General features: G+C 64.2%; 22 protein-coding genes. 19 read left to right on the top strand and 3 right to left on the bottom strand.

The window, feature by feature from the left end; all coding sequences use genetic code 11:
• The first annotated feature begins 21 nt into the window (after window positions 1-21).
• From LOY45_RS06660 to LOY45_RS06580, 17 genes are all read left to right on the top strand, one after another.
• Window positions 22-798: an ABC transporter permease gene (locus LOY45_RS06660; protein ID WP_045193442.1), complete on the top strand. Its 777-nt coding sequence runs from the start codon at window positions 22-24 to the stop codon at window positions 796-798.
• Window positions 798-1,562, top strand: coding sequence for an SDR family oxidoreductase (locus tag LOY45_RS06655; protein ID WP_115088510.1), 765 nt, complete (start codon window positions 798-800; stop codon window positions 1,560-1,562). The genes LOY45_RS06660 and LOY45_RS06655 overlap by 1 nt, the downstream gene beginning before the upstream one ends.
• 14 nt (window positions 1,563-1,576) lie before the next feature.
• Entirely contained in the window at window positions 1,577-2,116 is a 540-nt protein-coding gene (locus tag LOY45_RS06650) for a cupin domain-containing protein (RefSeq protein ID WP_115088229.1), read from the top strand.
• Between the two features lie 4 nt (window positions 2,117-2,120).
• A complete protein-coding gene (locus tag LOY45_RS06645; protein WP_233673369.1) occupies window positions 2,121-2,990 on the top strand; it encodes an alpha/beta fold hydrolase in 870 nt (289 codons plus the stop codon).
• Window positions 2,987-3,814: an IclR family transcriptional regulator gene (locus LOY45_RS06640; RefSeq protein WP_115088231.1), complete on the top strand. Its 828-nt coding sequence runs from the start codon at window positions 2,987-2,989 to the stop codon at window positions 3,812-3,814. Before LOY45_RS06645 ends, LOY45_RS06640 begins: the two co-directional genes overlap by 4 nt.
• A gap of 1 nt (window position 3,815) precedes the next feature.
• Complete coding sequence (locus tag LOY45_RS06635; RefSeq protein ID WP_258578881.1) at window positions 3,816-4,616, top strand: SDR family oxidoreductase; 801 nt, start codon at window positions 3,816-3,818, stop codon at window positions 4,614-4,616.
• Window positions 4,609-6,291, top strand: a complete 1,683-nt coding sequence (locus tag LOY45_RS06630; RefSeq protein ID WP_115088233.1) for a thiamine pyrophosphate-binding protein — start codon at window positions 4,609-4,611, stop codon at window positions 6,289-6,291. Before LOY45_RS06635 ends, LOY45_RS06630 begins: the two co-directional genes overlap by 8 nt.
• A gap of 10 nt (window positions 6,292-6,301) precedes the next feature.
• Window positions 6,302-7,105 carry an aspartate dehydrogenase gene (locus LOY45_RS06625; RefSeq protein WP_134063779.1) on the top strand — a complete coding sequence of 268 codons (804 nt, stop codon included), beginning with the start codon at window positions 6,302-6,304 and terminating at the stop codon, window positions 7,103-7,105.
• Window positions 7,106-7,115: 10 nt separating this feature from the next.
• A complete protein-coding gene (locus LOY45_RS06620; protein WP_115088235.1) occupies window positions 7,116-8,606 on the top strand; it encodes an aldehyde dehydrogenase in 1,491 nt (496 codons plus the stop codon).
• Complete coding sequence (locus LOY45_RS06615; RefSeq protein WP_115088236.1) at window positions 8,603-9,568, top strand: VOC family protein; 966 nt, start codon at window positions 8,603-8,605, stop codon at window positions 9,566-9,568. Before LOY45_RS06620 ends, LOY45_RS06615 begins: the two co-directional genes overlap by 4 nt.
• 13 nt (window positions 9,569-9,581) lie before the next feature.
• Window positions 9,582-10,724, top strand: a complete 1,143-nt coding sequence (locus LOY45_RS06610; RefSeq protein WP_258578880.1) for an FAD-dependent monooxygenase — start codon at window positions 9,582-9,584, stop codon at window positions 10,722-10,724.
• Between the two features lie 9 nt (window positions 10,725-10,733).
• Window positions 10,734-11,051 carry a hypothetical protein gene (locus LOY45_RS06605; protein WP_134063783.1) on the top strand — a complete coding sequence of 106 codons (318 nt, stop codon included), beginning with the start codon at window positions 10,734-10,736 and terminating at the stop codon, window positions 11,049-11,051.
• A 1-nt stretch (window position 11,052) separates the two neighbouring features.
• A complete protein-coding gene (locus LOY45_RS06600; RefSeq protein ID WP_115088239.1) occupies window positions 11,053-11,280 on the top strand; it encodes a recombinase-like helix-turn-helix domain-containing protein in 228 nt (75 codons plus the stop codon).
• Window positions 11,281-11,300: 20 nt separating this feature from the next.
• Window positions 11,301-12,332 (top strand): aromatic ring-hydroxylating oxygenase subunit alpha, encoded by a 1,032-nt coding sequence (locus LOY45_RS06595; protein ID WP_115088240.1) that lies wholly within the window; start codon window positions 11,301-11,303, stop codon window positions 12,330-12,332.
• Window positions 12,332-12,769 (top strand): Rid family hydrolase, encoded by a 438-nt coding sequence (locus tag LOY45_RS06590; RefSeq protein ID WP_115088241.1) that lies wholly within the window; start codon window positions 12,332-12,334, stop codon window positions 12,767-12,769. The genes LOY45_RS06595 and LOY45_RS06590 overlap by 1 nt, the downstream gene beginning before the upstream one ends.
• A 3-nt stretch (window positions 12,770-12,772) precedes the next feature.
• Window positions 12,773-13,732 carry a PDR/VanB family oxidoreductase gene (locus LOY45_RS06585; protein ID WP_115088242.1) on the top strand — a complete coding sequence of 320 codons (960 nt, stop codon included), beginning with the start codon at window positions 12,773-12,775 and terminating at the stop codon, window positions 13,730-13,732.
• 474 nt (window positions 13,733-14,206) lie between these two features.
• Window positions 14,207-15,436: a hypothetical protein gene (locus LOY45_RS06580; RefSeq protein WP_258578879.1), complete on the top strand. Its 1,230-nt coding sequence runs from the start codon at window positions 14,207-14,209 to the stop codon at window positions 15,434-15,436.
• Between the two features lie 39 nt (window positions 15,437-15,475).
• Here the strand turns inward: LOY45_RS06580 and LOY45_RS06575 are convergent, their stop codons facing one another.
• The 3 genes from LOY45_RS06575 to cysK all read right to left on the bottom strand — a co-directional run bounded on the left by LOY45_RS06575 (window position 15,476) and on the right by cysK (window position 18,840).
• Window positions 15,476-16,366, bottom strand: coding sequence for a DMT family transporter (locus LOY45_RS06575; RefSeq protein WP_115088244.1), 891 nt, complete (start codon window positions 16,364-16,366; stop codon window positions 15,476-15,478).
• Between the two features lie 402 nt (window positions 16,367-16,768).
• The gene (locus tag LOY45_RS06570) at window positions 16,769-17,704 is read right to left on the bottom strand and encodes an aspartyl/asparaginyl beta-hydroxylase domain-containing protein (RefSeq protein WP_258578878.1); all 936 of its coding nucleotides are present in this window, start codon (window positions 17,702-17,704) and stop codon (window positions 16,769-16,771) included.
• Window positions 17,705-17,865: 161 nt separating this feature from the next.
• Complete coding sequence (gene cysK, locus LOY45_RS06565; RefSeq protein ID WP_258578877.1) at window positions 17,866-18,840, bottom strand: cysteine synthase A; 975 nt, start codon at window positions 18,838-18,840, stop codon at window positions 17,866-17,868.
• A 130-nt stretch (window positions 18,841-18,970) separates the two neighbouring features.
• Here cysK and LOY45_RS06560 point away from each other — a divergent pair, with 130 nt between their 5' ends.
• Window positions 18,971-20,044: a DUF748 domain-containing protein gene (locus tag LOY45_RS06560; RefSeq protein WP_115088247.1), complete on the top strand. Its 1,074-nt coding sequence runs from the start codon at window positions 18,971-18,973 to the stop codon at window positions 20,042-20,044.
• Window positions 20,045-20,182: 138 nt separating this feature from the next.
• Window positions 20,183-21,028: an AAA family ATPase gene (locus LOY45_RS06555; RefSeq protein ID WP_115088248.1), complete on the top strand. Its 846-nt coding sequence runs from the start codon at window positions 20,183-20,185 to the stop codon at window positions 21,026-21,028.
• Window positions 21,029-21,030: the final 2 nt, after the last annotated feature.

Genomic DNA, 21,030 nt, shown 5'->3' with positions numbered 1-21,030 from the left:
GCACAACAAGGTATTAGCCCGATGAGAAACCTCAACACCTCCGTGCTCGGCAGCGTCGCCCTGCTGATCCTGTTCCTGCTGCTCTGGCAGTGGGGCCCCGGCCTGCTCGGCATGCCCGAGTTCGTCATGCCGCAACTGAGCCGCGTGGCCCAGGAAAGCCTGGTCATGTGGCAGTCCAGCGGCCTGCTGCAACACACCCTGATCACCGCCTTCGAGATCATCGTCGGCTTTGGCCTCGGCGCCCTGCTGGGCGTGGCCATCGGAGTGTCGCTGGGCCTTTCGCCGTCGGCCGAAGCCATGCTCTCGCCGTACATCCTGGCCCTGCAGATCGCCCCGAAGGTCGCCTTCGCGCCGCTGTTCGTGATGTGGCTGGGCTACACCATCTACCCGAAGATCCTCATCGCCATCCTCATCGTGTTCTTCCCGGTGATGATCAACGTGCTCTCGGCGATCCGCACGGTTGACCCGGACATGATCAACCTGGTGCGCACCATGAACGCCAGCCGCTGGCAGATCTTCCGCCTGGTGGAGTTCCCTTCGGCCATGGCCGCGCTGTTCTCCGGCCTGCGCATCGCGTCGACCCTGGCGGTGATCGGCGTCACCGTCGGTGAGCTGGTCGGCGGCAACCAGGGCCTGGGCTTCCTCTTGGTCGACGCTGAAGGCCAGGGCAACACCGCCGGGGTCTTCGTCGCCATCGTCATGCTCACCCTGATCGGCGTGCTGGCTTACGGCGCGGTGGTCTGGGCCGAGAAACGCGTTCTGCACTACCTGCCCAAAGCCATGCTGAGTACCCAATGATGAGCCCATTCAACTCCATGCTCGAAGGCCGCCGCGTGCTGGTCACCGGGGGCGCCCGCGGCCTGGGCTATGCCTTCGCCCAGGCCATCGGCCAGGCCGGCGCCCGGGTGGTGATCGCCGACATTCTCGAAGAGCGCGTGCTGCAGGCGGCCTGCGAGCTGCGCGAACAAGGCTTGCAGGTGACCGGCGTGACGCTCGACCTGGGCAGCCCGGAATCGATCAATGCCTGCGTCGCCGAGGCCGTTGCCGCACTGGGCGGCCTCGACGGCCTGGTCAACAACGCCTCGATCACCAACTCCGGCGGCAAGACCTGCGAGCAACTGGACATCGACACCTGGGACCAGGTCATGCAGGTCAACGTCCGTGGCACCTGGCTGATGACCCGCGCCTGCCTGCCGGCCCTGCGTGTCAGCGGCAAGGGTGCGGTGATCAACCTGGCTTCCGACACCCCGCTGTGGGGCGCGCCGAACCTGCTGGCGTATGTCGCCAGCAAGGGCGCGATCATCGCCATGACCCGCAGCCTGGCCCGGGAACTTGGCACTGACAACATCACCGTCAATGCCATCGCCCCCGGCCTGGTGCTGGTGGAAGCCACGGCCTATGTGCCCGAGGCGCGCCACCGCCTGTACACCGAACAACGGGCGATCCAACGCCCGCAACTGCCAGAAGACGTCAGCGGCGCCGTGCTGTTCGCCCTGTCCGACCTGTCGCGCTTCATCACTGGACAAACCCTGCCGGTCAACGGCGGGTTCGTCATGCCTTGACCAAGGAGAAACCCATGACCGACCTATCCGTACACAACAACGCTGCAAAGACCTGGGAACAACCCGCAGGCTCGGACCTGGCTGGCTGGATGCAGACCCGCATCGCCCGCTATGAAACCCGCAAGTACGACTGGGATGCGCTGAAGTTCCAGGCCGACTACGACCCCAAGTTCCGCCGCGCGCAAATGCGTTACGTCGGCACCGGGGGCACCGGGGTCAACAGCGACATGAACACCATCCCGTCGGAGAACTTCACCTTCTCGACCATGGTCATCCCGGCCGGCCATGAAGGCCCGCCGCATATCCATACCGACGTCGAGGAAGTGTTCTTCGTGTTGCGCGGCAAGCTCAAGGTGATCATCGAGAAAGACGGCGAGCGCTTCGAAACCGTGCTCACCGACCGCGACCTGATTTCGGTACCGCCGGGCGTGTACCGCGAAGAGATCAACATCGGCGATGAAGACGCGCTGATGTGCGTGATGCTCGGCGCGAAAAAGCCGGTCACCCCGACCTACCCGCCAGCGCACCCGCTGGCCTCGATCAAGCGCGGTTAAGCCCATGTTGCACGCCACCGATCACGCGCTCGCCGCCCTTGAGGCCCAGTTGCAGCAGCGCTTTCCCCAGCGCCTGGTGCCACTGGCCGGCGGCGCCCAGGCGATCCGCGAAGCCGGGCACGGGCCTGCCATCGTGCTGCTGCATGGCATTGGCTCGGGCGCTGCGTCCTGGCTGCAGGTGGCGCTGCAACTGAGCCCCCACGCCCGGGTGATTGCCTGGGATGCACCGGGCTATGGCGACTCAAGCCCGCTGGCCGCCCCTGCACCGCAAGCGGCGGACTATGCCCGGCGCCTGCTGCAATTGCTCGACGCGCTGCACATCGACGACTGCGTGCTGGTCGGCCATTCCCTGGGCGCTCTCAGCGCCGCGGCGTTGACCCATCGGCAGCCGCAACGGGTGCGCCGCCTGGTGCTGATCAGCCCGGCCCGTGGCTATGGCGACCCGGCCCGGGCCGAGCAGGCCCGGCAGGTGCGCAGCCAACGCCTGCACAACCTCGAACAGCTGGGCATCAGCCAGATGGCCCGCCAGCGCAGCGCCCACATGCTCTCGCCAACGGCCAGCAGCGATGCCCGCGCCTGGGTGCAATGGAACATGGCGCGCCTGCTGCCCCAGGGTTATCGCCAGGCCATCGAGCTGCTGTGCGGCGATGACCTGCTGCGCTACGCCGCCCTGGCCGTGCCCTGCGACGTTTACTGCGGCGCCGCCGACAGCATCACCCGCCCTGAGGACTGCCAGGCCCTGGCCAAGGCCCTGGGGGCAGCGTTCGCGTTGATTACCGAGGCCGGCCACGCCAGCCCGATCGAACAACCCGAGGCCGTGGCAAGCCTGCTTGCCCGAGCCCTCGAAGCCTCTCTGACAGGTACTGCGCTATGAATGATTCGGATCTGTTGAAAGACAACCAGGACAAGTACATCGTCCCCGGCCTTGAGCGCGGCCTGTTGCTGCTCTGTGAATTCAGCCGGCAAAACCGCACCCTCACCGCACCGGAACTGGCGCGGCGTCTGGAGCTGCCGCGCTCGACCATCTTCCGCCTGCTGACCACCCTGGAAACCATGGGCTTCGTCACCCGCAGCGGCAACGAGTACCGCCTGGGCATGTCGGTACTGCGCCTGGGCTTCGAATACCTGGCCTCGCTGGAACTGACCGAGCTCGGTCAGCCGCTGCTGGCGCGGCTGTGCGATCACCTTAATTACCCGAGCAACCTGGTGGTGCGTGACGGTCGCTCGATCGTCTACGTGGCCAAGGTTTCGCCACCGTCGGTGTTCTCCAGCGCCGTCAACGTCGGCACCCGCCTGCCGGCCCACGCCACCGTGCTGGGACGCATCCTGCTCGAAGACCTGAGCCTGGCCGAGCTGCGCGAGCTGTACCCGGAAGAACACCTGGAACAGCACTCGCCGTGCACGCCGAAAACCGTGCTGGAGCTGTTCGACCTGGTGCAAAGCGACCGTCAGCGCGGCTATGTCAGCGGCGAAGGTTTCTTCGAGTCGTCGATCTCGACCATCGCCGCCCCGGTGCGCGATCACAGTGGCCGGGTGGTTGCCGCCATGGGCGTGACCATTCCCACCGTGCAGGTTGGTCACATCAATTTTGACGGCTTACTCGGCCATGTCCGTGGCAGCGCCGACGAGCTGTCGCGCCTGCTCAACTACACCCCGCACGCAGGCTCCAGCCGCGTCACCGCGCTGATGAGGGACTGACATGAGCAACCTCTATCAACTGCAAGGGCGCACCGCCATCGTCACCGGCGGCTCCTCCGGGATTGGCCTGGCTTGCGTCGAGCAACTGCTCGAAGCCGGCGCCGCGGTGGCCTTCTGCGGCCGTGATCAACAGCGCCTGGACAGTGCCGAAGCACGGTTGCGCGAGCGCTTCCCCGAGGCGCGTTTGCTGGCCCAGGGCTGCGACGTGCTCGACAGCCAGTCGGTGCAGGCCTTCGCCGCCGCCAGCCTGGCCGCGCTGGGCCCGGCCCAGGTGCTGATCAACAACGCCGGGCAAGGCCGGGTCTCGACCTTCGCCGACACCACCGACGAAGCCTGGAGCGAAGAGCTGCAGCTGAAATTCTTCTCGGTGATCTACCCGGTGCGCGCCTTCCTCCCCCAACTGCAAGGCCAGGCCGGTGCCTCGATCGTCTGCGTCAACTCGCTGCTGGCCAGCCAGCCGGAGCCGCACATGGTCGCCACCTCGGCGGCCCGTGCCGGGCTGAAGAACCTGGTGCGCTCGATGGCCACCGAGTTCGCCGAACAAGGCATCCGGGTCAACGGCATCCTCATCGGTCTGGTCGAGTCCGGCCAGTGGCGCCGGCGCTTCGAGGCCCGCGAAGAGCGCGGCCTCGACTGGTCGCAATGGACCGCACAACTGGCACAACGCAAACACATTCCCCTGGGTCGCCTGGGGCTGCCCAAAGAGGCTGCCCAAGCAATCCTGTTCCTGGCTTCGCCCCTGTCGGCTTACACCACTGGCAGCCATATCGATGTTTCTGGAGGCCTGTCCCGCCATGCGTAATGAAAACACTGTCACCGTTGGCGCTGCCATCACCGCGTTCCTCGAACAATGCGAGGTCAAGGCCGCCTTCGGCGTGATCTCGATCCACAACATGCCGATCCTCGATGCCTTCGCCGTGCGCGGCAACATCCGCTTCGTCATGGCCCGCGGTGAAGCCGGGGCGACCAACATGGCCGATGCCTATGCCCGCACCACCGGTGGCCTGGGCGTGTGCCTGACCTCCACCGGCACCGCTGCGGGCAACGCTGCCGGTGCGCTGGTCGAAGCACTGACCGCCGGCACGCCGCTGCTGCACATCACCGGGCAGATCGAAACGCCGTACCTGGACCAGGACTTTGCCTACATCCACGAAGCCCGCGACCAGCTGACCATGCTCAAGGCCGTGTCCAAGGCGGCCTTTCGCGTGCGCAGTGTCGAGACCGCGCTGAGCACCCTCAAGCTCGCCGTGCAGACCGCCCTCACCGCACCGACCGGCCCGGTCAGCGTCGAGATCCCGATCGATATCCAGTCGACCTTCATCCCGATGCCGACCGACCTGTCGCCGCTGCCGATCCCGGTTGCCGTGCCGGCGCCTGAAGCCCTGGACCTGGTCGCCGAACGCCTGGCCAGTGCCACCCGCCCGCTGCTCTGGCTCGGCGGCGGCGCCCGCCACGCCGGCGCGCAGGTCAAGCGCCTGCTGGACATGGGTGTCGGCGTAATCACCTCGACCCAGGGTCGCGGCGTGGTCAACGAAGACGACGAGCGCTGCCTCGGCGCTTTCTCGCAGAACAAGCTGGTCGAAGGCTTCCTGCAAAGCTGCGATGCGCTGGTGGTAGCCGGTTCGCGCCTGCGCAGCAACGAGACCTTCAAATACGCCCTGAAGCTGCCGCGCACCACCCTGCGCATCGACGCCAACCCAGCCATCGAAGGACGCAGCTATTCCAGCGAACTGTTCATCTGCGGCGACTCGGCCCTGGCCCTCGATGGCCTGGCTGATCGGCTTGAAGGCCGGCTGAACATCGACCCGAACTTCATCGACGAGTTGAAGGCGGTGCGCACGCAATCCCGCGCGCAACTGGTGGCCGACCTCGGCCCGTACTCGGCGATGGTCGAGCAGTTGCAGGGGCTGACCGGGCGCAATTTCTCCTGGGTACGCGACGTGACCCTGTCCAACAGCATCTGGGGTAACCGCCTGCTCAACCTCTACCACCCGCTGGCCGGCGTGCACGCCCTCGGCGGCGGCATCGGCCAAGGGTTGGCCATGGGCATTGGCGCGGCGGTGGCAGCGGCGGAAACCGACCCGCAGCGCAAGGTCTTCGCCCTGGCCGGTGACGGCGGCTTCATCCTCAACCTCGGTGAGCTGGCGACCCTGGTGCAGGAGAAAGCCAACGTGGTGATCCTGCTGATGAACGACCAGCGCTACGGGGTGATTCGCAACATCCAGGACGCCATCTACGGCGCCCGCCACGCCTATGTCGAACTGCACACCCCGGACTACACCAAGCTCGCCGAGTCCATCGGCCTGCGCCATGGCCTGGTCAGCGACCTCAAGGACTTCGGCCCGGTGCTGGACAACGCCCTGAGCCAGGGCGGGCCGTTCCTGCTGGAAGTCGACATGCTCAGCGTCGGCGGCTTTGCCACCCAGTTCGCCGGCCCGCCCAACAGCGAAACCAAAGCCCAGAAAGCCACGGCCTGAGGACTTGAAGATGCTCAATATCACCATGATCGGCTGCGGTGCCATTGGCGTCGCAGTGCTGGAACTGCTGGAGAACGACCCGCAGCTGCGCGTCGAGCATGTGATCGCCTCGGCCGGCTCCGAAACCCTGGTAGAGCAGCGCCTGGCCAGTTTCAAGCGCCCGCCGCAGGTGCTCACCGCCCTGCCCGCCGACGCCCGCCCGGACCTGCTGGTGGAATGCGCCGGGCACAAGGCGATCGAGGAACACGTACTGCCGGCGCTGGAGCGCGGCATCGCCTGCCTGATCGTCTCGGTCGGGGCCCTGTCGGAGCTGGGCCTGGTCGAACGCCTGGAGGCTGCCGCCGCCCGTGGCAACACCCGCATCGAGCTGCTGCCCGGCGCCATCGGCGGCATCGATGCGCTGTCGGCGGCCAAGGTCGGTGGCCTGGATTCGGTCGACTACACCGGCCGCAAACCGGCCAGGGCCTGGAAGAACACCCCGGCCGAGCAGGTCTGCGACCTGGACGCCATCGACCAGGCCACGGTGATCTTCGAAGGCAGCGCCCGCGAGGCAGCACGCCTGTACCCGAAGAACGCCAATGTCGCCGCCACCCTGTCGCTGGCCGGGTTGGGCCTGGACCGCACGCGGGTGACGCTGATTGCCGACCCGCTCAGCGAAGAGAACGTGCACCACTTCGAAGCCCGTGGCGCCTTCGGCGGTTTCGAGATGAGCCTGCGCGGCAAGCCGCTGCAGGCCAACCCGAAGACCTCGGCGCTGACCGTCTACAGCGTGGTCCGTGCCCTGGGCAACCACGCCCATGCCATTTCCATCTAGGGGAACGACGATGACTCTGGAACAGACTTTACCTATCTGCGTCGCCGGCACCTGGCGCCTGGGCGGTGGCGAGCGCTACGCCACGCGCTACCCGGCCACGGGCGAGCCGGTGGCCTGGCTCAACGCCGCCAGCCTCGAGGATGTCGAAGACGCCGTGCAAGGCGCCCATCAGGCGTTTCTCAACAGCGGCTGGGCCCAGCGCAAGCCCCACGAACGCGCCACAGTGCTGTACCGCATCGCCGAGCTGATCCGCCAGCGCAGCGAAGAGCTGGCGCAATTGCAGCGTCAGGACAACGGCAAACCGATCAATGAAACCCGGGCGCTGGTGGCCAGCGCCGCCGGTACCTTCCAGTTCTTCGCCGCCGCCTGCGAAACCCTGGAAGAAACCATCACCCCGTCGCGCGGCGACTTTGTCAGCATGAGCGTCTACGAGCCGATGGGCGTGGTGGCGGCCATCACCCCGTGGAACTCGCCGATCGCCAGCGAAGCGCAAAAGGTCGCCCCGGCCCTGGCCGCCGGCAACGCCGTAGTGATCAAGCCGGCGGAAATCACCCCGCTGCTGGCCCTGCAACTGGCGCAGATCTGCGAAGAAGCAGGCTTGCCCAAGGGCCTGGTCAGCGTGTTGCCGGGCAAGGGCTCACTGCTCGGTGATGCGCTGACGCAGCACCCGCTGATCAAGCGTGTGTCGTTCACCGGCGGGACCAAAACCGGCAAGCACATCGCCCATATCGCCGCCGACAAGATGATGCCGGTGTCGCTGGAGCTGGGCGGCAAGTCGCCGACCATCGTCCTCGATGACGCCGACCTCGATCACGCCGTGGCCGGAGTGTTGTACGGCATCTTCAGCTCCTCGGGCGAGGCCTGCATTGCCGGTTCGCGGCTGTTCGTCGCCCGCGCCCTGTATGCGCCGTTCATGCAGCGCCTGGTGGCCGGGGCAGCGCGTTTGCGCCTGGGTGACCCGGCTGACGAATCGACGCAGATGGGCCCGCTGATCAGCGCCGCGCACCGCGAGTCGGTGGAGCGCTATGTCGCTCTCGGCCTGGCCGAAGGCGGTCGCCTGCTGCTCGGCGGTCAGCGCCCCAGCGGCGGCATCTACGATCAAGGCTATTTCTACCCGCCGACCATCCTCGAAGGCCTGGGCAACAACCAGCAGACCTGCCAGGAAGAGATCTTCGGCCCGGTGCTGGTGGCCCTGCCGTTCGACAGCGAAGCCGAGTTGATCGAGCAGGCCAACGACAGCCTCTACGCCCTCGCCGCCGGCATCTGGAGCCGCGACTACAAGCGCGCCTGGGCCCTGGGCCGCAAGATCCAGGCCGGCACGGTGTGGATCAACACCTACAAGCAGTTCTCCATTTCCACGCCGTTCGGCGGCTGGCGTGACAGCGGCCTGGGCCGCGAAAAGGGCCGCCTGGGGATCCTGCAGTACATGGAACAGAAAAGCCTCTACTGGGGCATGAACGAACAACCACTGGCCTGGGCCGGTGCGGAGGCAAGGCCATGAGCGTATTGGGCATCGATGAAGTCACCTACGGCGTCGAAGACCTCGCCACCTGCGTGCGCTTCTTCAGCGACTGGGGCCTGGACAAGGTCAGCGAACAGGCCGACGAGGTGATCTTCGAAACCCTCAACGGCTGCCGGGTGGTCCTGGCCGACATCAACAAGGCCGGCCTGCCAGCGGCCATCGAGCCGGGCTCGACCGTGCGCGAAGTGGTCTGGGGCGTGGAGAGCGAAGCCGACCTGGCCCTGTACAGCCAGCGCATCGCCAACGACCCGGGCTTTGTCGAAGGTAACGGACGCATCGGCTGCACCGACCCCAACGGCCTGGCGATCCGCCTGCAGGTGACCCGCAAGCGCGCGCTGGACATCGAGTGCAGCGGCCACAACACCTGGCAGACCAAGGGCCGGATCAACAAGCCGGCGCCGGTCTACGAGCGCGCCACGCCGATCGAAGTCGGCCACGTGGTGTTCTTCGTCAAGGATGTGAATGCCTGCGAAGCCTTCTACCACGAGCGCTTCGGCTTCCAGGCCTCGGACCGCTACCCCAATCGCGGCGCGTTCTTGCGCACCGCCGAGGAAGGTGGCCACCACGACCTGTTCATGCTCCAGCTGCCCGCGCCACGGGCCGGCCTTAACCACGTGGCCTTCACCGTGCGCGACCTGCACGAAGTGTTTGGCGGCGGCATGCACATCTCGCGCAGTGGCTGGGCCACCGAGATCGGCCCGGGTCGCCACCCGGTGTCGTCGGCGTTCTTCTGGTACTTCAAGAACCCGGCCGGCGCCCTGGTCGAGTACTACGCCGACGAAGACCAACTGACCGGCGAATGGCAGCCGCGCGAGTTCGAACCGGGCCCGACGGTGTTTGCCGAATGGGCGATTGCCGGCGGCATCGATGGCAATACCCGGCGCCAACAGCATGTCGAGGCGCCGCAAGGCAAGTTCCTTACCGACAAACCCAAACCCTGAGCAGGAGTTGTCCATGTCTTCGTTGAACATCGCCATCAACGGTGCCGGCATCGGCGGCCTTACCGCCGCCATCGCCCTGCGCCAGGCCGGTCACCAGGTCACGGTATTCGAACAGTCCAAAGCGTTTTTGCGGGTCGGTGCCGACATCAACCTCACGCCCAATGCCGTGCGCGCCCTCGACGGCCTCGGTGTAGGCCCGGCCGTGCGTATCCCGGCAGCGCGCCCCACCCATCGCATCAGCCGCCTGTGGAACACCGGCGAAGAAACCTCGCGCCTGGAGATGGCCGATGCCGCCGAAAGCCAGTATGGCGCCCCGCAACTGACCATCCACCGCGCCGACCTGCTGGCCGCCCTGGCCGATGTGTTCCCGCTGCAGAACGTGCAGTTCGCCAAGCGCGCCGAACAGGTGCTGCAGGATGCCAGCGGCGTCGAGTTGCGCTTCAAGGATGGCAGCCACCATCGTGCCGACCTGCTGATCGGCGCCGACGGCATTCACTCGGTGGTGCGCAACGCCCTGTTCGGTGAAGAGCAGCCACGCTTCACCGGCGTGGTCGCCTACCGCGCCGTGGTCCCGGCCAGCCGTGTAGCCCAGGTGCCGAACATCCAGGCCTTCACCAAATGGTGGGGCCCGAACCCGCAGAGCCAGATCGTCACCTTCCCGCTGAACCAGGGCCGCGACATCTTCATCTTCGCCACCACCGCCCAGGACAGCTGGCACCTGGAGTCCTGGACCACCGCCGGTGACGCCGCCGAGCTGCGCAGCCACTACCAGGACTTCCACGCCGACGCCCGGGCCCTGCTCGACGCCTGCGACGATGTCCTCAAGACTGCGCTGTACGAACGCGACCCGCTGCCGTACTGGTCCGAAGGCGCGATCACCCTGCTCGGTGATGCCTGCCACCCGATGATGCCGTTCATGGCCCAGGGCGCCGGCCAGGCCATCGAGGATGCGGTGGTGCTGGCCCGTCATCTGCAGAACGTAAACAGCCCTGCGCAGATCGCCAGCGCGCTGCAGGGTTATCAGCTGGCACGCCTGGAGCGTACCAGCCAGATCCAGATCGGTTCGCGCGGCAACCAGTGGCTCAAGGCCGGCGGCAACGCCGACTGGGTCTACGGCTATGACGCCTGGGCCGTGCCCACCGCCAGCGCCGCCTGAGGCCTGAACATGAGCGAAACGATGCAACTGACGGTGCTGCTCAGGCACGACCAGTCAAAGAACCTGGAAGAGATCCAGGCGCACATGAAAACGATGGGCTGGTGGGACAGCTTCCCGCCTGCGGGCGTCGAGCTGGTGTCCTGGACCGTGGCCATGGGCCTGGGCCAGATCGTCACCCTGCGCCTGCCGCCGAGCCTGCTCGGCAAGGTCAATGTGGAACTGGAGCGCGCCGCCTGGGGCGTGTTCCGCACCGAATGCTATCCGACGTACGACTTTGTCCCGGTCCGCGAAATGATCCGCGAACGGGTCCGCAATGGAGGTCAATGACATGAGCAACAACCAACCGTACCTGGAGCCCCATCAGGCGCGCAAACGGCCCAACACCCCGTTCGAGGAGCTGCTCGGCGACTCCATCGAGCGCGCCTACGGCAACGGCGTGACCCAACTGCCCGAATTGCTGGCGCACCTGAACCTGGCCGGGCCGCCCTGCCCGCTGACCAGTGGCGAGTGGACCGAAGATTCCTATAAAACCCTGATGGCGCGGCTGGGCGCATGACCCGCCGGAGGTAAAACAAGATGAATATGCAATTCACCGTCGATCCTGTTGAGAACCACCTGGCCAACGGCCTCAAAGACCTCTGGTTTCCTGTGTTGCCCTCGCAGCTGCTTGGCGAGAAGCCGGTGTCGGTGCGCCGCCTGGGCTACAAGATCGCCCTGTGGCGCGACAACGATGGCAGCGTGCATGCCCTCGAAGACCACTGCCCGCACCGTGGCGCGCCGCTGTCCCAGGGCCCGGTGCTGGGCGACCGCCTGCAGTGCCCGTACCACGGCGTCGAAGTACGCTGCGACGGTACCGTGACCAAGGTCCCCGGCAGCCCGGGCTGCAAGCTTGAAGGCAGCCGCCCGACGCGCATGTTTCACACCCGTGAAGCGGCCGGGGCGATCTTCCTCTTCAACGCTACCGAGCCGCACCTGGACACCCCGCCGGAACTGGTGCTGCCCGAGCAGCTGACTTCGCCCGAGTGGAGCAGCTTCCTCTGCTACACCGAGTGGCAAGGCGATTACCGCTACGTGCTCGACAACGTCATGGACCCGATGCACGGCACCTACCTGCACAAGATGTCGCACTCGATGAGCGAAGGCGAAGCCACCGCCAAGTTCGTCACTCGCGATACCGAGCAGGGTTTCTTCTTCGAGAAGGAAGGCCAGCGTGGGGTCAACTTCGACTGGACCGAATTCCTCGACAACGGCTGCCACTGGCTGCGCCTGGAAATCCCTTACCCGAAGACCGGCGGCCCGGGCGGCAACTTCACCATCATCGGCAGCTACACCCCGAGCAGCCGCAGCCTGTCGGCGGTGTTCCACTGGCGCGCGCGGCCACTGACCGGCTGGCAGCGCGACACCTGGCGCTTCCTCTACAAGAACCGCCTGGAAGCCCGTCACTGGGCGGTGCTGGAACAGGACCGGGTGCTGCTGGAGTTCATGGAGTACGACGCCAACCAGCGCGAGAACCTCTACCAGCATGACCTGGGTGTGGTGCGCCTGCGCCGCTACCTGAAAGGCAAGGCCAAGGAACAACTGGCGCTGATCGAAGCGAAACAGCTGTGATGAACCTGGCCGTACAACGTATCCAGGCCCAGGGCTTGACCGAGCCGGCCAGTGCCAGTTGGTCCAACGCCCTGCTGCTCGGCAACGACCTGGTGATGTCCGGCATGACCGGTCATCCCGCCACCCGTCAGGCCGTCGAGCGCGGCACGCCACTGGGTGCTTACCAGCAGACCCTGGTGGTGCTGGACAAGGCCCGGGCACTGGTGGAAGCGGCAGGCGGGCACATCGGCAATATCTATCGGCTGACGGTGTACCTCACCGACATTGCCGACAAGGACGAAGTGGGTCGCGCCCGCCGCGACTTCTTCACAGGTTTTGCCTGCTACCCCACCTCCACCCTGGTTGCAGTGAGCGCCCTGGTGTTCCCTGAACTGCTGGTGGAAATCGAAGCCAGCGCCCGGCTCGACATTGACTTGCGCACTGCGCCATTGAGGTGACCGATGTCCAACTCCTCTACCATCACCGCGCTGGTGCACACCCTGCGCCACGAAGCCGAAGGCATCATCAGCGTCGAACTGCGCCCGTGGGGCGATACCGTGTTCGCGCCGTTCGAAGCCGGCTCGCACATCGACCTGCACCTGCCCAACGGCCTGGTGCGCAGCTATTCATTGCTCAACTCGCCGAGCGACCAGGGCCGTTATGTGGTCGGCATCCTGCGTGATCGCAACAGCCGCGGCGGCTCGGCGTTCGTCCATGAGCAACTGCGCGTTGGCACGCAACTGAACATCTCGCCGCCACGCAACAACTTCGCCCTCGACCCGCACGCCAGCCACAATGTGCTGGTGGCCGGGGGTATCGGCATCACGCCGATCTACTGCATGTTTCGCCAGTTGCTGGCCCTGGGTAAATCCGCCGAGCTGGTCTACTGCGCCCGCTCACGCAAGGAAGCGGCGCTACTGGAAGAGCTCAGCGGGGTCGATGCCAAGGTGCTCTACCACTTCAACGACGAGAAAAACGCGGTGCCGGACCTGGCTCACTACCTGGCCGGGCAGCCCAGTGATACGCACTTTTACTGCTGCGGCCCGACGCCGATGCTCGATGCTTTCGAGAGCACCTGCGAAAGCCTGGGCTACCCCCATGCCCACATCGAACGCTTCACCGCCGCCGAGCTGCCGCCTTCGGAAGATGCCCAGGACAGCTACAGCGTCGAGCTGAAAAAGTCCGGCAAGACGCTGAACATCGAGCCCGGATTGAACCTGCTCGATGTGCTGCTCGAAGCCGGTTGCGATATCGAATACAGCTGCCGCGAGGGTGTATGCGGTTCGTGCGAGACCCGGGTGCTGGAGGGTGATATCGACCACCGCGATGGTGTACTGACCAAGGCCGAACGGGCGGCGAATACATCGATGATGGTCTGTGTGTCGGGCTGCAAGAGCCGGCGCATGGTGCTTGATCTGTAACCCTTTCAACACGCGCAATTGGCCGGCACCGGGTGTGCCGGTTTTTTTTGCTCCGCTGTCGGGCCTCATCGCTGGCAAGCCAGCTCCCACAGGTCCGGCGGCCCCAAAACAGTCAATTACTTATTCATTGATAAAACAACCCACGCACTGTCAACGCGCGCTGTGCAGTTAAACCGCACTGCCATTGCCCACTGCTGTTACTTAAATCCCGGCCTGTTCCACCCACGGCACAACTTCATGTGTTTCAGATATAAATAATTGTTTTACATGATATTTATCTGACAACAAACCGTTTATCCGCACTGGCACAGTTCCTGCTCTTTCCCTCTCGAGTTCAAATATAAAAACAACGTACCACCTATAAAACAATAAAAAACCCACCGATGTGCCACCGCTGACTCTCGCTTAACGCCTTGCTCAAGGCGGCGGACAGCTGTTGCCCACAGACACTGCTCAACCTTGCGGGGCATTGATATGAACAAGTACGTGATAAGCCTGGGCCTGATCATCAGCAGCGCCGCCAGTTTCGCTTCCGAGCCCGGCCCTGCGGCGCCGGACCAGCCGCCAGCAGTGAAAAAACCATTCCCGCACATTGCCTGGCGCAGTGACGACGGCCAGAGTTCGCTGGATATCGGCGGCGCGCTGCGGGTCAACTACCGCGATGAACACTGGGACACCACCGAGAACAACGGGCGTTTCCTCTTTGATACGTTCCGCCTGGATGTCCAGGCCACCCACAAACAACTGTTCAGCGATGTCGGCTACTGGTTCCAGGATGATGGCAAGCGCTCGATCGACCGCGGCTACGTCGGTTATCGCTTCAATGCCAATTCCAACGTGCAACTGGGCGCGCCGTTCAAACCCTTTGGCCTTGAGCCGTACCCGCAGTTTGGCTGGAGTTACCACATCCCGTTTTTCATGGGTTATGGCGTCAGCGCCGGCACGGGCCTGAAATACAGCTACAAGGACAAGGACTGGGACCTGCAACTGGGCTACTTCCCGCGCATGCTGCCCAGCGGCATTCGCTACTCGCCGGAAGTCGGCCGTTATAGCGATCTCGACGACAACGCCGTGGCCTTCACCCAGTCGCGCCAGGACAACGAGAAGCGCAACCAGGTCAATGCCCGGGTCGCCCGGACTTTTACCGGTGACGGCTGGAAAACTGAAATCGGTGCCTCGCTGGCGGCGGCCGAACTGTACAACGCCACTACCCGTGACGATGGCGACTACTGGGCAGGCGGCGTGCATGCGATCGTCAACGCCGGCAACTGGACCGTGACCAGCCAGGCCATACGTTACGAATACGATCCAGAGAACCCCGACGGCGTCAGCAATGACTCGGTGCTGATGGGCGGCAACGGCCTGACCCCGGCCTACCTGATCGCCTCCAAGGCCACCATCGGCTCGATCAACGTCGGCTACGACATCTTCACCCCGAGCCTGGGCCAGTTGAAGAAGATCAAGGTGTACAACGACTACAGCCGCATGATGAAAGACAAAAGCGGCTGGGATGATTCGCAGATGTTTACCGTGGGCGCGCAGTTTCTGGCCATGCCGATCATGGCCTGGGTCGACTTCACCTGGGCGAAGAACGCCAACCCCTTCGGTGGCGCCGAGAACGGCACGGGCTGGACCAACACCAACTCGGTCGGCAGCAACGACTGGTACTACCGCACCAACATCAACATCGGCTACTACTTCTGAGGGCAGACCGCCCGGCGTTGTGCCGGGCGGCCTGCAGTGCTAGTCAGCTTGCAGTTGCGCCTGTGCGGCAGCCGGCTTGCGGAACACGAACAGCAGGCCAATGACGATCAGCCCCATGCCCAGCAAGCTGAGTGCCGCCAGACGGTTGCCGAAGATCAGGTAGTCCATCACCGCAGTGACGGCCGGCACCAGGTAGAACAGACTGGTGACATTGACCAGATTGCCCTTGGCGATCAGCCGGTACAGCAGCAAGGTCGCCAGCAGCGACACCACCAGTCCCATCCACAACAAGGCGCCGATGAAGCTGTCGGTCAGCTCCACCTGCAGCGGCTGAAACGGTGCGAACACTGCACACATCAACAGCCCGGCAAGGTACTGCAGCGGCAAGGTGCCCATAGGGTTGCTGGTGATGCGTTTTTGCATGATCGAACCAAAGGTCATGCTCATCAGCGCCAGCAAGGCAAACAGCATGCCGCCCAGCGACACACCGCCGAGGTTGATGCCCTGGTAGACCACCATGATCAAGCCGCTCAAGCCCAGGCCCAGGCCGAACAGCCGGCTCCAGGAGCGCTGACGCTCCATCAGCACCACGGTGAGGATCGGTTGCACGCCCATGACCGTGGCCATGACCCCGGGAGTGACGTGGGTGTTGAGCGCCAGCAGGTAGAAGATCTGATAGGCACCCAGCAACACGCAACCCGTGGCCAGGGCTTGCAACACCGCCGGGCGGGTGCGCGGCCAGTGCAATCTGAGCAACGGGCTGAGCAACAGCAGGCCCGCCAGGGCCAGGGCCGAACGCAGCAGCAGGAAGGCAAAGGGGCTGGCGTGGGCCAAGCCAAGCTTGGAGACGATCGCCCCGCTACTCCAGAGCAGGACGAACAGGCTGGTAGTGGCCGCCGAGGCCACGGATTGTTTCGATAAAACAGACATGAATGCCACCTGTAATTCGGGCAGATAAGCCGAACGGTGCCACCCGCGAGGGGCAGCCAACCGTATTCAGTAGGGTGCAGGTGTGTGGGGACGCAGCGATTGGCCGCTTAGCCCAGCACTACCACGCTTGGCGGTGCAACGCTGCACACGACCACGCTACTGACAGGTGGGGGGTAGTGACTGATCATGGCCGGCTGCTGAATCCCGCGCACAACGACAACCGCGTCAGGCGCGGTAGCGAATACGGTGGATAGGCAGGAAGCTGGCATGAGCAGGTCTTCGGTGAGGTGAAGTGGGGTGACTATAGACCAGCCTGTTTCAGGCTGGCAAGTCGGTGGTGAATGCAGATCCACTGTGGGAGCCGGCCTTGCCGGCGATGGGCCGCAAAGCGGCCCGAAACAATCAGAACAACCAGCGATACAGCAGGTAGGCAACCACCACCGCCAGCACCGGTCGCAACGCCCGGTAGGCTTTGGGATTGGCTCGCTTGAACTGCTTCACGCGGCTGCTGATGACATTGCTGAAGCGCTTGCTCCAGGCATAGGCCTGGTTGATCCCGCCAACACGTTCTTCGTCGGTGTTCTGCGGCGCGGTGGCGCGGCCGAGGAAGGCACTGACCTTGCGGTTGATGCGAGTCATCAGTGGGCTGTTAAGCGGCCGCTCGACGTCGCAGAAGAGGATCACCCGGGTGGTCTCGGTTTCGTTCTTCACCCAGTGCACGTAGGTTTCGTCGAACATCACGTCTTCACCGTCGCGCCAGGCATACACCTGGCCATCGACGTAGATCCGGCAGTCGTCGGAGTTCGGTGTCGACAGGCCCAGGTGATAGCGCAGGGAACCGGCGAACGGGTCACGGTGCGGGTTCAGGTGACTGCCGCCAGGCAGCAAGGCGAACATCGCGCCCTTGACGTTGGGGATGCTGTTGACCAGCTCGACGGTCTTCGGGCACAGCGCCTCGGCCGAGGGCAGCGGCTTGTCATACCACTTCAGGTAAAAACGCTTCCAGCCCTTCTTGAAGAACGAACCGAAACCGGCGTCGTTGTCTTTTTCGGCGGCGCGGATATAACCCTCGTCGAACAGGTGCATGGCCTCTTCGCGAATCACTTCCCAGTTGTCCTTGAGCACGTCGAGTTCAGGGAAGCGGCTGCGGTCCAGGTACGGCTTGGACGGCACACCGGAAAACAGGTACATCAGGGCGTTGTAGGGGGCGAACAGCGCCGAATGGTTGACGAACTGGCGCAACATTGGCAAACGCGCCTTGCCGCGCAGGTGTACATACAGCGTGCTGCCGAAAAACAGCAGCAGTACACCTGCCTTGGCGACAAAGGAAAAGGTCATGCAACACTCCTTGGAATTTCGATCAGGCCATCACTGCCGGATTAATCGAACATATTAACCGATCCGGCCCCGGTGAAAACCTGCGGGGCCGGGATTCAGTGTCAAGGATTGTGCAACAATCGACGCTGGCGGTTATTGCCCGGGATCAGCACCGCCGCGACTTACTGCTGGGTTTCCTGCTCGGTGAACAGGTCGGCGAACAGCATGCTCGACAGGTAACGCTCGCCGGAATCCGGCAGGATCACGACGATGGTCTTGCCTTGCATCTCCGGTTTTTCCGCCAGGCGCACCGCCGCGGCCATGGCCGCCCCGGAGGAAATGCCGCAGAGGATGCCCTCCTCCTGCATCAGGCGCAGGGCCATGGCCTTGGACTCTTCGTCGCTGACCAGCTCGACCTGGTCCACCAGGGACAAGTCGAGGTTCTTCGGCACGAAACCGGCGCCAATGCCCTGGATCTTGTGCGGGCTGGGCTTGATCTCTTCACCGGCGCGGGCCTGGGTGATCACTGGCGATACGATCGGCTCGACCGCTACCGACAGGATCGCCTTGCCCTGGGCCTGCTTGATGTAGCGCGACACGCCGGTAATGGTGCCGCCGGTACCGACGCCGGACACCAGTACATCGACCGCGCCATCGGTGTCGTTCCAGATTTCAGGGCCCGTGGTCTTCTCGTGGATCGCCGGGTTGGCCGGGTTTTCGAACTGGCCAGGGAGGAAGTACGCCGACGGCTCGCTGGCGACGATCTCGTTGGCCTTTTCGATAGCGCCTTTCATGCCCTTGGCCGGCTCGGTGAGCACCAGTTCCGCGCCCAGGGCCTTGAGCACCTTGCGCCGCTCGATGCTCATCGATGCCGGCATGGTCAGCAGCAGCCTGTAGCCACGGGCAGCGGCGACAAAGGCCAGGCCGATGCCGGTATTGCCCGAGGTGGGCTCGACGATGGTCATGCCCGGCTTGAGTTTGCCGCTGCTTTCGGCGTCCCAGATCATGTTCGCGCCAATCCGGCACTTGACCGAATACCCGGGATTGCGCCCTTCGATCTTGGCCAGCACGGTCACCCCGCGCGGGGCGATGCGGTTGATCTGCACCAGCGGTGTATTGCCGATGGAATGCGCGTTGTCAGCAAAGATACGGCTCATGGCGGGGTCCTTTTATGCACCAGGCGGAAAACTTCAAGGGTAAGCCTGCAACGCCAGTGCGTCCACAACCGGCGAACCCCTGCAACTGACAGGGGTCAACCGATCACCACCTTGCCGGAAACCGCCGCCGATGAAACGCCGCTACCGCTGGCCCTTGTGGGGGCTTTTAGGCATCGCCCTGTTGCTGCTGGCCCTGCACCTGACCTTGCCGGTGCTGGTGCGCAACTACCTCAACGATAAACTCGCCGACATGGGCGACTACCGCGGGCAGATCACCGACGTCGACCTGGCGCTGTGGCGCGGCGCCTACAAGATCAACGGCCTGAACATCGTCAAGACCAGCGGCAAGGTCCCGGTGCCGTTCCTGGAGGCACCGTTGATCGACCTGTCGGTCAGCTGGCATGCGCTGTGGCACGACCAGGCAGTGGTGGCTGAAGTGATCTTCCTCAAGCCACAACTGAATTTCGTCGACGGCACCAGCAAGCAGACCTCGCAAACCGGTCAAGGCACCGACTGGCGCCAGCAGCTGGAAAAACTGCTGCCGATCACCCTCAACGAAGTGCGCATCGACGACGGTATCCTGAGCTTTCGCAACTTCAACTCCAAACCGCCGGTCAACCTCAAGGCCACCCAGCTCGACGCCAGCATTCGCAACCTGACCAACGTCGAGGACCGCAAGGGCCGGCGCGATGCCACCTTTGACGGCAAGGCCCGTCTGCTGGGCGATGCCAGCGTCGAAAGCAGCGCCACCTTCGACCCCTTCAGCGATTTCCAAGACTTCAGATTCCGCCTGCGCGCCACCGGTATTGAACTGCGCCGGCTCAACGACTTTGCCAGTGCCTACGGCAAGTTTGATTTCAATGCCGGCCATGGCGACCTGGTGATCGAGGCCGAAGCCGAGAAAGGCCGGCTCAAAGGCTACATCAAGCCGCTGCTGCGCGACGTCGATGTGTTCAACTGGCAACAGGACGTAGAGAGCAAGGACAAGGGCTTTTTCCGCTCGATCTGGGAAGCCCTGGTCGGCGGCGGTGAAACCGTGCTGAAGAACCAGCGCAAGAACCAGTTCGCTACCCGCGTGGAACTCAGCGGCAGCGTGCATAAAAGCGATATCAGCGCCTTCGAGGCGTTCTTGCAGATATTACGCAACGGCTTCGTCCAGGCCTTCAACTCCCGCTATGAACAGCCACCGCCCAAGGCTGACTGAGTCACCGAGTGACGGTCCATTCAGAGACTGAATGGGCCGTCTGCGTTCCCAGTCGCCCGGAGCCCGCGTTATAGTCGTGCATGACAATTTTTCCGCCAGGGGCCATGTACCCCCGGCGCTACGTTAGAGGATCGGTTCATGAAGTTCGAAGGCACCAGCGCTTATGTCGCTACAGACGACCTGAAACTGGCGGTCAATGCGGCGATCACCCTGGAGCGGCCGCTGCTGGTCAAGGGCGAGCCGGGCACCGGCAAGACCATGCTTGCCGAGCAACTGGCCGAATCCTTTGGCGCCAAGCTGATCACCTGGCACATCAAGTCGACCACCAAGGCCCACCAGGGCCTCTACGAGTACGACGCGGTCAGCCGCCTGCGTGACTCGCAACTGGGCGTCGACAAGGTTCATGACGTGCGCAACTACCTGAAGAAAGGCAAGCTCTGGGAGGCTTTCGAGTCCGAAGAGCGGGTCATTCTGCTGATCGACGAGATCGACAAGGCCGACATCGAGTTCCCCAACGACCTGTTGCAGGAACTGGACAAGATGGAGTTCTACGTTTACGAGACCGACGAGACGATCAAGGCCAAGCAGCGCCCGATCATCATCATTACCTCGAACAACGAAAAAGAGCTGCCGGACGCCTTCCTGCGCCGCTGCTTCTTCCATTACATCGCCTTCCCCGACCGCACCACCCTGCAGCAGATCGTCGATGTGCACTACCCGAACATCAAGCAGGACCTGGTCAGCGAAGCGCTGGACGTATTCTTCGACGTGCGCAAGGTGCCGGGCCTGAAGAAAAAGCCGTCCACCTCCGAGCTGGTCGACTGGCTCAAGCTGCTGATGGCCGACAACATCGGCGAAGCGGTGCTGCGCGAACGCGACCCGACCAAGGCCATCCCGCCGCTGGCCGGGGCCCTGGTCAAGAACGAACAGGACGTGCAGTTGCTCGAGCGCCTGGCCTTCATGAGCCGTCGCGGTAACCGCTGAGC

The organism is Pseudomonas wadenswilerensis (genome assembly GCF_024749185.1).
In the GTDB taxonomy this organism is placed as follows: Bacteria; Pseudomonadota; Gammaproteobacteria; order Pseudomonadales; family Pseudomonadaceae; genus Aquipseudomonas; species Aquipseudomonas wadenswilerensis.
Note: the sequence above shows the minus strand (reverse complement) of the source record. Positions and strands in the feature narration are given on the sequence as shown.

Excerpts from the sequence above, each read along its gene's own strand:
- LOY45_RS06660 (WP_045193442.1), top strand. The coding sequence starts at position 22 with ATGAGAAACCTCAACACCTCCGTGCTCGGCAGCGTCGCCCTGCTGATC.
- LOY45_RS06655 (WP_115088510.1), top strand. The coding sequence starts at position 798 with ATGAGCCCATTCAACTCCATGCTCGAAGGCCGCCGCGTGCTGGTCACC.
- LOY45_RS06650 (WP_115088229.1), top strand. The coding sequence starts at position 1,577 with ATGACCGACCTATCCGTACACAACAACGCTGCAAAGACCTGGGAACAA.
- LOY45_RS06645 (WP_233673369.1), top strand. The coding sequence starts at position 2,121 with ATGTTGCACGCCACCGATCACGCGCTCGCCGCCCTTGAGGCCCAGTTG.
- LOY45_RS06640 (WP_115088231.1), top strand. The coding sequence starts at position 2,987 with ATGAATGATTCGGATCTGTTGAAAGACAACCAGGACAAGTACATCGTC.
- LOY45_RS06635 (WP_258578881.1), top strand. The coding sequence starts at position 3,816 with ATGAGCAACCTCTATCAACTGCAAGGGCGCACCGCCATCGTCACCGGC.
- LOY45_RS06630 (WP_115088233.1), top strand. The coding sequence starts at position 4,609 with ATGCGTAATGAAAACACTGTCACCGTTGGCGCTGCCATCACCGCGTTC.
- LOY45_RS06625 (WP_134063779.1), top strand. The coding sequence starts at position 6,302 with ATGCTCAATATCACCATGATCGGCTGCGGTGCCATTGGCGTCGCAGTG.
- LOY45_RS06620 (WP_115088235.1), top strand. The coding sequence starts at position 7,116 with ATGACTCTGGAACAGACTTTACCTATCTGCGTCGCCGGCACCTGGCGC.
- LOY45_RS06615 (WP_115088236.1), top strand. The coding sequence starts at position 8,603 with ATGAGCGTATTGGGCATCGATGAAGTCACCTACGGCGTCGAAGACCTC.
- LOY45_RS06610 (WP_258578880.1), top strand. The coding sequence starts at position 9,582 with ATGTCTTCGTTGAACATCGCCATCAACGGTGCCGGCATCGGCGGCCTT.
- LOY45_RS06605 (WP_134063783.1), top strand. The coding sequence starts at position 10,734 with ATGAGCGAAACGATGCAACTGACGGTGCTGCTCAGGCACGACCAGTCA.
- LOY45_RS06600 (WP_115088239.1), top strand. The coding sequence starts at position 11,053 with ATGAGCAACAACCAACCGTACCTGGAGCCCCATCAGGCGCGCAAACGG.
- LOY45_RS06595 (WP_115088240.1), top strand. The coding sequence starts at position 11,301 with ATGAATATGCAATTCACCGTCGATCCTGTTGAGAACCACCTGGCCAAC.
- LOY45_RS06590 (WP_115088241.1), top strand. The coding sequence starts at position 12,332 with ATGAACCTGGCCGTACAACGTATCCAGGCCCAGGGCTTGACCGAGCCG.
- LOY45_RS06585 (WP_115088242.1), top strand. The coding sequence starts at position 12,773 with ATGTCCAACTCCTCTACCATCACCGCGCTGGTGCACACCCTGCGCCAC.
- LOY45_RS06580 (WP_258578879.1), top strand. The coding sequence starts at position 14,207 with ATGAACAAGTACGTGATAAGCCTGGGCCTGATCATCAGCAGCGCCGCC.
- LOY45_RS06575 (WP_115088244.1), bottom strand. The coding sequence starts at position 16,366 with ATGTCTGTTTTATCGAAACAATCCGTGGCCTCGGCGGCCACTACCAGC.
- LOY45_RS06570 (WP_258578878.1), bottom strand. The coding sequence starts at position 17,704 with ATGACCTTTTCCTTTGTCGCCAAGGCAGGTGTACTGCTGCTGTTTTTC.
- cysK (WP_258578877.1), bottom strand. The coding sequence starts at position 18,840 with ATGAGCCGTATCTTTGCTGACAACGCGCATTCCATCGGCAATACACCG.
- LOY45_RS06560 (WP_115088247.1), top strand. The coding sequence starts at position 18,971 with ATGAAACGCCGCTACCGCTGGCCCTTGTGGGGGCTTTTAGGCATCGCC.
- LOY45_RS06555 (WP_115088248.1), top strand. The coding sequence starts at position 20,183 with ATGAAGTTCGAAGGCACCAGCGCTTATGTCGCTACAGACGACCTGAAA.